This window comes from Thermaerobacter litoralis, from assembly GCF_054654595.1.
In genome coordinates, this window is the sequence record NZ_BAAIES010000009.1 from 518,000 (window position 1) to 530,259 (window position 12,260).

Annotated in this window: 10 protein-coding genes, 1 pseudogene and 1 CRISPR repeat array (1 of these 12 cut by a window edge); of the genes and pseudogenes, 7 read left to right on the forward strand and 4 right to left on the reverse strand. The window is 63.5% G+C overall.

Annotation, left to right across the window (positions count from 1 at the left end; genetic code table 11):
• Positions 1-860: direct repeats of the CRISPR family, unit length 30 nt; unit sequence GTTTGTAGGGTGCCTATGAGGAATCGAAAC; it begins 692 nt to the left of the window's first position.
• A gap of 146 nt (positions 861-1,006) precedes the next feature.
• The 4 genes and pseudogenes from ACYQ02_RS09280 to istB all read left to right on the forward strand — a co-directional run bounded on the left by ACYQ02_RS09280 (position 1,007) and on the right by istB (position 3,248).
• A complete protein-coding gene (locus tag ACYQ02_RS09280; protein ID WP_460040158.1) occupies positions 1,007-1,495 on the forward strand; it encodes a hypothetical protein in 489 nt (162 codons plus the stop codon).
• Between the two features lie 27 nt (positions 1,496-1,522).
• Complete coding sequence (locus ACYQ02_RS09285; protein ID WP_460040159.1) at positions 1,523-1,825, forward strand: hypothetical protein; 303 nt, start codon at positions 1,523-1,525, stop codon at positions 1,823-1,825.
• Complete coding sequence (locus tag ACYQ02_RS09290) at positions 1,770-2,474, forward strand: Mu transposase domain-containing protein (protein ID WP_460040160.1); 705 nt, start codon at positions 1,770-1,772, stop codon at positions 2,472-2,474. Before ACYQ02_RS09285 ends, ACYQ02_RS09290 begins: the two co-directional genes overlap by 56 nt.
• Positions 2,471-3,248: pseudogene (istB, locus tag ACYQ02_RS09295) on the forward strand (IS21-like element helper ATPase IstB). The gene ACYQ02_RS09290 and the pseudogene istB overlap by 4 nt, the downstream one beginning before the upstream one ends.
• Positions 3,249-3,965: 717 nt before the next feature.
• Here istB and ACYQ02_RS09300 read toward each other — a convergent pair.
• The 3 genes from ACYQ02_RS09300 to ACYQ02_RS12290 form a co-directional block, all read right to left on the reverse strand.
• The gene (locus tag ACYQ02_RS09300; RefSeq protein WP_460040161.1) at positions 3,966-5,228 is read right to left on the reverse strand and encodes an RHS repeat domain-containing protein; all 1,263 of its coding nucleotides are present in this window, start codon (positions 5,226-5,228) and stop codon (positions 3,966-3,968) included.
• A gap of 7 nt (positions 5,229-5,235) precedes the next feature.
• Positions 5,236-6,360 carry an IS110 family RNA-guided transposase gene (locus ACYQ02_RS09305; RefSeq protein WP_460040162.1) on the reverse strand — a complete coding sequence of 375 codons (1,125 nt, stop codon included), beginning with the start codon at positions 6,358-6,360 and terminating at the stop codon, positions 5,236-5,238.
• A 480-nt stretch (positions 6,361-6,840) separates the two neighbouring features.
• Positions 6,841-6,966: a transposase gene (locus ACYQ02_RS12290; RefSeq protein WP_487248085.1), complete on the reverse strand. Its 126-nt coding sequence runs from the start codon at positions 6,964-6,966 to the stop codon at positions 6,841-6,843.
• A 168-nt stretch (positions 6,967-7,134) separates the two neighbouring features.
• Here ACYQ02_RS12290 and ACYQ02_RS09310 point away from each other — a divergent pair, with 168 nt between their 5' ends.
• From ACYQ02_RS09310 to ACYQ02_RS09320, 3 genes are all read left to right on the forward strand, one after another.
• Complete coding sequence (locus tag ACYQ02_RS09310) at positions 7,135-7,536, forward strand: ArsR/SmtB family transcription factor (protein ID WP_135224308.1); 402 nt, start codon at positions 7,135-7,137, stop codon at positions 7,534-7,536.
• Positions 7,537-7,554: 18 nt separating this feature from the next.
• Positions 7,555-9,522 carry a heavy metal translocating P-type ATPase gene (locus ACYQ02_RS09315; RefSeq protein WP_460040163.1) on the forward strand — a complete coding sequence of 656 codons (1,968 nt, stop codon included), beginning with the start codon at positions 7,555-7,557 and terminating at the stop codon, positions 9,520-9,522.
• A 255-nt stretch (positions 9,523-9,777) separates the two neighbouring features.
• A complete protein-coding gene (locus tag ACYQ02_RS09320; RefSeq protein WP_460040054.1) occupies positions 9,778-11,181 on the forward strand; it encodes an IS1182 family transposase in 1,404 nt (467 codons plus the stop codon).
• A 309-nt stretch (positions 11,182-11,490) separates the two neighbouring features.
• Here ACYQ02_RS09320 and ACYQ02_RS09325 read toward each other — a convergent pair whose 3' ends face one another.
• Entirely contained in the window at positions 11,491-12,258 is a 768-nt protein-coding gene (locus tag ACYQ02_RS09325; RefSeq protein ID WP_006902994.1) for an ABC transporter permease, read from the reverse strand.
• Between the last annotated feature and the right edge of the window lie 2 nt (positions 12,259-12,260).

Below are 12,260 nucleotides of genomic sequence, written 5' to 3' on the forward strand. Positions count from 1 at the left end.
CCAGGCTCTCGCAGACCCGGCGGTAATACGCCGTTTGTAGGGTGCCTATGAGGAATCGAAACGTCGGAATTAGGGCAAAAAAGAAAGCTGGGGATTACGTTTGTAGGGTGCCTATGAGGAATCGAAACCATCCGAAAATGCCCCCCCCAAATTGCTTCTCCAGCCGTTTGTAGGGTGCCTATGAGGAATCGAAACAAGCCTGAACGCCTGAAGGAGATCAAGGAGCGGTGTGAGTTTGTAGGGTGCCTATGAGGAATCGAAACTCGCCCGTAGCGCGGCCTCGCACGCAAAGAGCAAACGTTTGTAGGGTGCCTATGAGGAATCGAAACGACAAATCCAAATGGCCTTTTGGACGCGTCCATATCGGTTTGTAGGGTGCCTATGAGGAATCGAAACCCGGCGGTGAGAAAATCGAACCGGTCAGCGACGACGAGTTTGTAGGGTGCCTATGAGGAATCGAAACACAAACACGCCACGGCCGTCCGACTCCTACGCCCGGGTTTGTAGGGTGCCTATGAGGAATCGAAACCCGGTGGGCGGTGGCGAAGTCGGCCACCGGCTCGTTGGTTTGTAGGGTGCCTATGAGGAATCGAAACTCCGTGTTCGCGCCATGCTTCCCACGCGTTCATGGCGTTTGTAGGGTGCCTATGAGGAATCGAAACTCACGCCTCTCCTGCCGTCGAGCGTCGTAGCAACGTGTTTGTAGGGTGCCTATGAGGAATCGAAACGTAACCAAGATAATGTTGGCAGCCGGTGGATATGTCGTTTGTAGGGTGCCTATGAGGAATCGAAACGACTTGGGATTGCGGTGCGGTGGAGCGCGGCAGGCAGTTTGTAGGGTGCCTATGAGGAATCGAAACGCCCCGAAACCGCGCGGGCTGTGAACGCTAATCGAAAAGTTACCCACGTAGGGCCCTTGTGCTAACCGAAAAACTGACCACCCCGAGACCTGCCCCCTGTATGCTGGGAGGGTGTCCAGACCTTCCAGGGACAGGAGGCCGAAGGAGTGCTCGGGATGGTCGATATCGAGTTTATCCGAAAGCGGCACTTCGTCGAAGGTTGGTCCATCCGGAAGATCAGCCGGCAGCTCGGGCTGGCCCGCCAGACGGTTCGCAAGGCTCTGGCAAGTGCGGAAGCGCCTCGTTACCGGCTCACGTCGCCACGGCCCAGCCCCGTGCTCGACCCCAACCGCAACGTCATCCTGACGTGGCTGGAACAGGATGCCACGGCCCCGCGAAAGCAGCGTCACACGGCTCGCCGGATCGACCAGCGGCTGGTCGAGGAGTACGGCTTTCAAGGCGGTGAGTCCACCGTCCGGCGGTTCGTCGCCCAGGTACGCGACCGCCGGCCTGAACCGTTCCTCCCTCTGACGGCCGCGTGGGGCCAGACGGCCCAGGTCGACTGGGGTGAAGCTTTGGTGGTGCTCGGAGGCCGCCGCACGGTCGCCCACCTGTTCGTCCTGCGCCTGCGGGCCAGCGGCGTGATCTTCGCCTAGGCGTCGCCGACGGAGCGGCTTGAGGCCTTGCTCGAAGGCCACTGCCGCGCCTTTGCCTGGCTCGGCGGCGTTCCCCACGAGTGCATCTTCGACAATGCCAAGACGGCGGTCACCAAGATCCTCGCCGGCCCGGCCCGGGAGGAGCATACCCTCTTCGCCAGCCTCCGTGCCCATGACCTGTTCGACAGTGCCTTCTGCCGGCCCGGCGAGGCCCACGAGAAGGGGGCGGTGGAGAACGGCGTGGGGTACGTGCGGCGGAAACGCCCTGGTCCCCGTGCCCGACTTTCCCGACTGGGAGGCGCTGAACGCTCACCTGCTCGCCTGGTGTGAGCGGGAGCGCCAGCGGCGCCAAGAGGCCTGGGAACAAGAGCGAGCCGCGCTACGGCCCCTGCCGGACCGGCCCTTCCGTGCCGCCCGGCCCCACGTCGTCACGGTCAACAAGCTGAGCCTTGTCACCTTCGACCGGAACCGGTACTCGGTGCCTTGCGAGTGGGTGGGCCGCACGCTGACCCTGTGGGCCTATACGGACCGGGTTGAGGTCACCGACGGCGAGCGCCTTGTGGCGACCCATTCGCGGGTCTATGGCCGCGGCGAGACCCGCCTCGAACTGGCCCATTACCTTCCGGCCTTGGCCCGGAAGCCGCGGGCCGCCACCCACCTGGCCGTCGTGCCCACGTTGCCGCCGGTGTATGCCCAGGTTCAGCGCCTCCTGTGCAGCCGGCGTCCCGACGGGTACCGCGAGTTCGCCCAGGTCCTCCTTCTCCACCGGGAGTTTCCGGCCAGGGCGGTGGCCGAAGCGCTGGAAGAAGCCGCTGCCCAGGGGCTCCTTGAGGCCCAAGCCGTTCGCCAGCTGATCCTCAACCGTCTGGCCCGTCCGGTCCCCGAGCCGGTGCCCGTTCCGGAACGATTCGCGGCCGTGCAAGTCCGGACCTCGGACCCGGCCTGCTACGATGCCTTGCTGGGAGGGAACCCCCGATGAATGCCACCAAGGCGACGCAGGAAGCGCTCATCGACCTCTACGCCCGGGAGTTACGGCTCCCGGGGCTGCGCAAGGCGTACCGCGAACTGGCCCGGGACGCTGCCCAGAGCGGCCAGGACCCCTTGGCCTACCTGGCCGCCTGCCTTACGGCCGAGGTGGAGTCACGGCGACAAAGCCGGTTGCAGCGCCGGCTGCACCTGGCTCGCTTCCCCGCCCTGAAAGCGCTGGACTCCTTCGACTTTACGGCGCTTCCCGACCCTCCCGAAGACCCGGGTGCTCCAGCTCGCCGACGCAAGTTTCGTGAAGGCCCGGGAGAACGTGATTTGCCTGGGCCCGACAGGGACGGGGAAGACCCACACGGCCATCGCCCTCGGCGTGGCCGCCATCCATGCCGGCTGGCGGGTCCGGTTCACCACGGCCGTCGCCCTGGGGCAAGAGCTGCTGCAGGCACACAACGAGGCCCGCCTGCCCAAGGTCCTCAAGGGGTGGGATCGCTTCGACCTCGTGATCCTCGATGAACTCGGGTACCTGGGTCTGGGTCCGGCGGGCCCGCTGCTGTTCCAGTTCTGTGCCCACCGCTACGAGCGCGGCAGCCTGCTCATCACGACCAACCTCGAGTTCTCGCGCTGGGTCGAGGTCTTTGGCGACGCCGCCTTGACCTCGGCCTTGCTCGACCGGCTCACCCACCGGTCCCATGTGCTGCTATTCAACGGCGAGTCCTACCGGTTCCGCGAAAGCCAGCAGCGCCTGCGGAAGGAGGGGGTCTCACCCTAACGAACCTCTGAATCCGATGCCGGGGTGGTCAACATTTAGGTTGTCACGGTGGTCAACTTTTCGATTAGCACGCACAACACTTCCGTGGCATTACAAACACAGCGTGTCCTGTTCTTCCATACAAGGATAAAAGTAGTCGGCATGGCACAACGAACTGTCCAAGTCAAGTAATACAAACCCGACGAGTACGTCCAGCACGGAATTCGAGCAGTCACCGCCTTCGGAAGACAAAGGCCGCCAAAACGGCGGCCTTTGTATGGGCTTGCCAGCAATGAAAGGATTCGTTAGCATCTAACCCGTTCCCATGGCCCTGATCCACCGGGAAGGCCCCGGAGCGATGCACGCTTCCACGACGTGTTTCGCTCGATAAACAAGCGACGTGCCTGGAGTAAGAAGCGAAAGCACCGTCCGCTCGTTTCCAATCGACATCGGACCGTCCCTTTAAACCTTGTCTTCCTTTTGCTTCTTTGGCAGACGTCGAGTCCAAAATACAAGACCGACAGAAATGATTGTGAATATGCAACCAAATGCTATTGTATCAACTTCGTTGTGAAGCAACCCAGCCATGGTTAAGAGAAGCGATCCAACCAACAGTATTAACGCAACTATAAAGTATTTCCTCGACACGATTAATGAAATGCCTATTGCGTACATGACGTGCGGGTTTACCGATTCAACTATGGAATCAATGAGTTCCCGAAATGTCATGCGAAGGTCTCACCTCCTTTTTACACTCTTCCGCAATGCACGTATCGTATCGCCGCCAATGTCCTGGGCAATACCGATCCCCACATTTTTGGCCAATCCGCGCACTGACAGCTTCTCATTGGTCAGAGCACCCACAATCAAGTACTCTTTCGCGGCACTGTAGGCAGTCCACGCAACCCGAGAACCTACTGTGGTTAACATGCTTCCTCCCATGCCAGACACGGCGCCCAAGAAGGCCCCGGTTGCGACAGCAACAATCAAACCCGTTCGCGTTGGGTTTTTCGTGTTATTGCGATAGCCCAATCCAGCCCAAAATGCACCCATGGCGGCACCGAGTACAATGTTCGCCCATCGACCGTCCGGATCCACGTATTGCACGGGGTTCCCACGTGCATAGGTATAGGGATTCAACGTTTGGGGATCCGCCAACGCATCCTGCAGCGCCACAAACCCCGCATACGGATCCAGCGGCTTCTTCTCCGCAAACTCGAGCACCGGATCCTTCGTCAAAAACCGTCCCAGCCGCGGGCTGTAGTACCGCCCCTTCAGGTAATACAGCCCCGTCTCCTCGTCATAATAGTACCCCGCGTACCGCCACGGCTGCTTGAAGCTCCCCGTTTGGCCCAAAAGTTCGCCCCACGGTCCGTAGCGGTACGCCACCACCCGGTTCCCGGACGCGTCCGTCACCGCCAGCACGTCGCCCCGGTGCCCCAGGTGCGGATAATAGACCTGCCCGTCCTTTTCGATGGCCACCAGTTCGTCCCGGTCGTTCCAGATGTACCGCGCCAGGGTCTTGCCCGAACCGTCGCTCTCCCGCACCAGCCGGCCCCGGCTGTCCCAGTGGTAGCGAACCTCGCCGCTGGGCGTCACCTTCCGGATCCGCAGGCCCCGGTAGTCGTACTCGTATTGCGCCACCAGGAACCCGTCCGCAACCCGCGTGACCTTCACCAGCCGGTTCTCCGCGTCGTACTCATAGCGATACGTGCCGTCGCTGGTCAGATTGCCGTTCGCATCGTAGCTAAACCCGGGGTTCGCGATCTGGTTCGCCGCGTCGTAGGTGAAGGTCTCGCTGCCCTTTCGGACCAGGTTGCCCGCCGCATCGTAGGCGTACTCCGTCACCTTCCCCGTCTCGTCCGTCCAGCGCACGAGCCGGTTCAGGGCGTCGTACTCGAAGGTCTGCCGGCCGCTTAGCGTGTCGATCGCGACGATATTGCCGTTGGCGTCATACCAGTAGCTAGAGTCCCAGGTGGTGGTGTGTTCGAAGTCAAGCACCCAGCGATCAAGCGACTTTTCGCCGACGGTGGGTCTTGATGTCCTCAGGCCAAAGGGCCTTGGTCACCGCATCCCAATCAACAGCAGCCTGCGCTACATTCAGCAGGCGGCGTTGCTTCCGCTGCACGAGCAACGGCTTGGCCGCCCGGTAGGGCTGGCCCGTAAGGAGCATACGCCAGGCGACGATGAGGAGCTTGCGGGCCAAGGCCACGACGGCCTTGTGATGTCCGATTTGCCGCTGTTTCCGGTGGAAGAACGCCCCCAAGGGGCCCTGGTCGTGACGCGCCACCGCGAGAGCGGCCTCAACGAGGGTGGTGCGCAAAAGTTTGCATCCATTCCGGCTGATCCGACCCCGGTGGTCCTGCTCGCCGGATTGATGCACGGATGCATCCAGCCCGGCGTACCGCGTCACCTGCTTGGCGGTTCGGAAGCGGCTCGGGTCCCCCAGGTACGCCCAGATGGTGGCCGCGGTGATGAGGCCCACCCCGGTGATCGTCAGCAACTGAACGGCCGGCTGGTCGGCCACCTGTCGCGCGATCTCTGCTTCCACGGCCTGAAGGTCGGCGTCCACGGCCTCCAGCTGCCGGAGCGTGCTGAGGAGGATGACGCGTTCGGCTTGCGGCAACGGGGTCAGGGCTTCTCGGTCCAGCCACTGCCGGGGGTCCACCTTCCGCGGGATGGGCAGCCCGTGTCGCTGGAACACGGACTTGGCCTGGGTCAGGTACCGCCGCCGGTTCCGGACCAACCGGTCCCGGTATTGCAAAAGGCACCGGACGTCGCGGACCTCCCGCGGTGGCACCCACACGGCCGGCACCATCCCCAGGGCCAGCATCTTGGCCAGCCGTTCGGCCTCCACGCGATCCGTGTGCCGACCGGCACCCAAGCGCTTCAGCTCCAGGGGATTGGCCAGCAGGACCTTGCCGGCGTACGCCGAAAGCAAGTCGTGCACGTTGAAGGCGTTTCCGGTGACCTCGAGGGCGATCTCGTCATCCGCACGCAGCTGCTCAACGAAGGTCGCCCACCCTGCATCGGTATTGGGGAACCGGAAATGCCTTCCCTTTTGCACGTCCACCTGCCATTCGCAGCCGTGGACGTACCGTTTATGGAGGTCGAGCCCGAAATACCGTGGCACGGCGTTGCTCCCCCTCTCCCGGGCTCTTGGGGCGGAGACGGAGATCGCAGCGCACTCACCTATCCGGGCTGTCGGCCCAAGCCGCGCCCATGTAGGCGGTTCGCAGGAGGGGGCCGACCAGACAACTTTACGAGCTCGAAGCCCACACCACCGTCGGCCGTCCCTCCTGCCTGTGCCCCGCCAAGCGGCCGCCTACGAATCTGGGAAGAACCTTACCCTGGCGGCCGAGCTTGTCCTGCTGCCCGCTGGGGGCTTGCACTCCGATCATGCCGACACCTGTGGTTCATGCGGGTCGGCCCCAAATGGAAGGGGGGGCACCCTATTTCCCCAACCAGGTCGTCTCGCCACTCCCGGAGGTCAGCAATCCCACTTACTGGGCCAAAGCCCGATCACTTTGGTCCCGCCAACCCTCCGGCTAAGACGTCTCTTGGCCGGGAGTAGGGGCACCCCCTACCGAAACTGATACAGGTAACTTTTCGATTAGCGGTCACAAGGCCGGCCTTGATCGGCGCTGTACAGATCGGCCGTCTCTTCTTCGACGAACGCAAAATCGACGGCCCGGTCGATGTCCCGGAAGGAATGGTCCGCGGGCAGACGGTTCCTCACGGGCGCCGACTACTCACCAAGGTGCATGGGAAAGGAAAGCGTGAAAGGACTGCGCCCCCGCCTTGAAATATGCGCATATGCACATATATACTTCTTAAAGCGGCGGGGCCCGGCCATGCGCCGGTAGTACTGGAGAACCAGAACGGGCGGGAAGCAGGGGGTTGACCCGTGACGGAACTCTCGCGAATCACGGATGTTTTCAAGGCACTGTCGGATCCTACGCGCCTCCGGATCGTCCGGCTCATGGCCGCGAATGATGAGGAGGTGTGTGTCTGCGAACTCGTCGACTCCCTTGAGGTACCCCAATACCACGTGTCACGGCACTTGAAAGAGCTCCGCAACGCCAGGCTACTGCGGGCACGACGAGACGGCCGGTGGGTCTACTATTCCCTCGATCTCACGGACCCGGTCGTGAAGGAGCTGGCAGAGGTCGTCAGGCGGCTCCCTGCCGACTTATTCCGTGAAGACCAGAAAAACTTCGAGCAACGGATGACCTTGCGCGTCGGCGGCCGCTGCCGCGCGGGGATTCAGAAGAAGCACCTGGCCCCCAACGTCCGTGTTCGGAAGTAGTGCGAAGGAGGAATTGTCATGGACGAAAAGAGCCTTACCACGCGCGCCGTCGCCGAAGAGGCGGAACGCCATTCCTCGAGCCGAGAAGATGAGGACGCTGAAGAGGAAGAAGGCTTCGAAGGTCCCTGGTACCGCTTCCCCCCCATCCGTAATGCTGGCCTCGGAGGCATCGTGTTGGGCTTGGGCTGGTTAGCCGGGAAGCTAGGCCTTGGCCCCGCGGTCCAGATCCCCTTGTACGTCGTTGCCATTGCCCTCGGGGGCTACTTCTGGGTACGCGAGGGTTGGGAAGAGTTCATTGAAGAGCGGGAAGTAGGCATCGAAGCTCTCATGGCCTTCGCCACGTTGGGAGCCGTCCTTCTCGGCCAGTGGTTTGAGGCCACCTTCCTTGTCTTTCTCTACGGGCTGGCAGAAGGCCTGGAGGAGTACACCTTCGCTCGCACCCGCTCCGCCATCAAGGCGTTGCTCGATTTGGCCCCCAAGGAGGCGCGGCTCCTCGAGAACGGCCGGGAGCGCATGGTGCCGGCGAGCTCCCTGAAACCGGGCGATCGGTTCCTCGTGCGGCCGGGCGAATCCATCGCCACCGACGCCATCATTCGTGAAGGGCGGTCGAGCATTAACGAAGCTGCGGTCACAGGCGAGTCGGTGCCTGTGGCAAAGGGCCCAGGCGACCGGGTCTTTGCCGGCACAGTGAACGGTGAGGGCGCCCTTGTTCTGGAGGCCACGGCTACTTTCGAGGACAATACCCTGTCCAAGATCATCCGCCTGGTCGAACAGGCTCAATCAGAAAAAGGGCGGGCTCAGCGCTTCATCGAGCGGTTTGGTAGGCGTTACAGCCCTGTTGTCCTGCTTGCAGCCGTGGCCTTGGTCGTGCTCCCGCCCCTGATCGGTCTCGACTGGTCGACCTGGGCCACCCGCGCTGTGGTCCTCCTGGTAGCAGCGGCACCTTGCGCCCTTGTCATGTCGACGCCCGTGGCCATGGCTTCCGCCATCGGTACAGCTGGCAAGAACGGCGTGCTCATCAAGGGGGGCATCCATCTTGAGAACCTCGGCACGGTCCGCGCAGTGGCCCTCGACAAGACCGGAACGCTGACGCGCGGAGAGCCCGTGGTGACTACCATTGTCGCAGCGCCCGGATGGACGGAGCGGGAAGTGCTGGCGCGAGCGGCCGCGATTGAGCGTTTCTCCGAGCACCCCCTGGCCCGAGCCGTCATGGCCAAGGCCCAGAATGAAGGGATCGAGGTACCCGAGGCCGGGGACTTTCAGGCTCTACCCGGAGCCGGGGCCAGGGCGGTGGTCGGCGAGGTGAGCCTCTATGTTGGGAGCCCCGCTCTCTTTCAACAGCTGGGAGCCCGGGTCCCCGCGGAGCTGTCGGACAAGATCGACGAGCTGCGGGACAGCGGGCATACGGTCGTCTTCGTGGGCACCGATGAGGAAGTGAAGGGGCTGCTGGCCATCCGCGATGAGATCCGGCCCGAGGCAAAAGACGCTCTACAGGCATTGCGCGAAGCGGGTATCGAGCACTTCATCATGCTAACCGGCGACAATCAGCGGACGGCGAACGCCATCGCCCGGGAACTTGGCATCGACGATGTCCGGGCGGAACTGAAGCCGGAGGACAAGGCCAGGATCGTGCGGGCGCTGGCTGAAGAGTATGGCGGTGTGATCATGGTCGGCGACGGCATCAACGACGCGCCGGCCCTTGCCGCTGCCACGGTCGGGATGGCCATGGGCACCGCGGGAACCGACGCCGCTATTGAGGCGGCTGACGTCGCCCTGATGGCCGACGATCTGAGAAAAGTGGCTTACGCTGTTCGCCTGGGGCGCCGGGCCCGCGCCATCAGCCGCCAAAACATCATCTTCTCGCTAGCCGTTCTGGCGATCTTGATCCCGGGCGCGCTGACAGGCTGGCTTGGCGTCTCGCTGGCCGTTGCCGCTCACGAGGTGAGTGAGCTGCTGGCCGTCGCCAACGGCCTTCGTGCCCGTTAGAGGCATCGATGAAGGGGCAGCACCCGGCCGGAGTGCCGGGCCCTGCCCCGCCTTTCCGCGTCAGGCCACCTCGTAACCGGCTTCCTCGACGGCCTCTTTTGTCTCAAACCCGAGTAGGGTGCCTGGAATGACCCGGTTGGTTTTGGAGGTTGCCAAAGAGCCTGTTTCACGAACCCAGGTATTTCCGCAGGATTGCAGCCACGGGAGGTTAAGTGAAGGCATCGGTTGGAATTCGCCATCGCCTGAGGTGTTCCTATGGCCTACAACTTCCGCCCGGTGAACCGCGACCAACTGTACCTGCTCCCACCGAGCCTTCGCGACTGGCTGCCTGAGGATCATCTGGCCTGGTTTCTGATCGACGCCGTCGAGCAGATGGACCTGCGGGCCTTTTACGAGAAGTACCGCGCCGACGGTTGGGGCGGAGAGAGTTACGACCCAACCCTGATGGTGACGCTCCTGCTGTACGCCTACTGCGTCGGCGAACGGTCGAGCCGGCGGATCGAGCGGTTGTGCCTCGAGGACGTGGCCTTCCGGGTGATCACCGCCAACCAGAAGCCGGATCACGTGACCATCGCCCGCTTCCGCCAGCGCCATGCACGGGAGCTGGCCGCGCTGTTCACCCAGGTGCTGCGGCTGTGCCGTGAGGCGGGGCTGGGGAAGGTCGGCGTGGTGGCGCTGGACGGGACGAAAGTCAAGGCCAACGCCTCGCTGGCGGCCAACCGCACCTACGATGCGATTCGCCAGGAAGTGGAGAAGATGCTCCGGGAGGCGGAGGCCACGGACCGGGAAGAAGATGAGCGGTACGGCTCCGGGCGTCGTGGGGACGAGTTGCCGGAGGAGCTGCGCCACCGTGCGAGCCGGCTGGAGCGGCTGAAGGCATGCAAGCGGCGGCTGGAGGACGAGGCGGCCCGGGAAGCCGCCCGGCAGCAGGCCCGCATCGAGGAGCGGAAGGCGCAGGAGCAGGCGACCGGCAAGAAGCGGCGGGGGCGCAAGCCGAAGGCGCCGGATCCCTCGGTGGATCCGGCGGCGAAGGCGAACGTCACGGACCCGGACAGCCGGATCATGAAGACCCGGCAGGGCTTTGTGCAAGGGTACAACGCCCAGGCGGTGGTGACCGAAGACCAGCTCATCGTGGCCGCGGCGGTGACGCAGGACGCCAACGACGTGGGCCAACTCCACCCGATGCTCCAGCAGGCGCAAGCCAACCTGCGGGCCGCGGGCGTGGACAAGCCCATCCGGGCCGTCGTCGCCGACGCGGGGTACTGGAGCGAGGCGAACGTGAAGCAGGCACCGGCGGATGGGCCGGAACTGTTCCTGGCGACGAGCAAGGAGTGGAAGCAGCGCCAAGCCTGGAAGGATGCACCCCCTCCGCGGGGCCGGATCCCCAAAGGGCTGAGCCTGCGGGAGCGGATGGAACGTAAGCTGCGGACCCGGCGAGGGCAGGCGATCTACGCCAAGCGCAGCCAGACCGTGGAGCCGGTGTTCGGGCAGATCAAGGCCGTGCGAGGGGCCGACCGGTTCCTGCGTCGGGGTCTGGCGGCGTGTGACAGCGAGTGGAAGCTGCTCTGCCTGACCCATAACTTGCTGAAGCTCTGGCGAAGGGTCACGGAGGCGTCCTCATCCTCGCCCTTGGGTTGGATGGCGGCGGGGTTGGCGTAGATAGGGTAACGACCGGGCCGCCGGCCTACCCCGTCCTGGCCGTCAGCCCACGGGACATAGCCGAATCGACCCGGTACGTTCCCCCAGTTCTGATCTCGTCAGGATCAGTGAAACAGGCTCCAAAGAGGAACGTTATCTCTTCTTGAGGAAGGTGAATTCGTCCTACTCCGCGACAACTCGTCCAATCGCCCACGGGGACCAAAAAACAAACCATGTCCAAGGTTGACCACGGCGCAGCACCAGGCGCCACACCCAAAATCACCGGCATAACACCAAGCCGCCCTGCTCTACTTACGCCAGATTACGCTATTACGCTAGGCCACGCCGTAACACCCGCGCCGCAACGGCCAGTGCCACCGCATCGAAGGCCAGGAGGATTCCCACCATAGAGAAAACCAGCTGCGTATCCCAGCCGTTGAGGACCAGCGCGCGGGTGGCCTCGATGGCGTAGGTCATGGGATTGGACCGGGCCAGGACCTGCATCCATCCCGGCATGAGGTCGAGGGGGGCCAGAGCGGTACTCAAAAAGAGCAGGGGCAGGCTCAGGAACGCCGTGATGGTAAAGAACTCGGGATGCCGGCGAACGGCGAAGGCGAGGGCAATCGACAAGGTGGCGACCCCCGCCCCATAAAGGGCACCGATGCCAAGGGCCGCCACGATCCCGCCCAGGCCGGTGGCAAATCGAACCCCTAGCCCGTAGGCTGTCAGGATGATAAGCAAGTTCTGTACGGCGGTCACCGCCATGATGTAGACGAACCGGCTGGTGACGATGGACAGCCGCTGGATGGGCGCGGCCAGAAGGCGCTGCAGAAACCCGGTCTCCCGGTCGAAAAGGAGCTCAACCCCACCGTTTATGGCCCCGTTGAACACCGTCATCACCATGGCCCCGGCGCTCATGAAGGCCAGGTAGTTGTGCCCCGGCACATCGCCCGCCGCCATGCGGGCCAGCAGGTGACCGAAAAGCAACAGCCAGAGCACCGGCTGGCTCAACGTCGACAACCACGTCAAGGGCTCCCGGCGCAAGCGGAACCACCACCGCTGGAGCATCACACGGTTTTCCAGCCAGAATTCGCCCATCC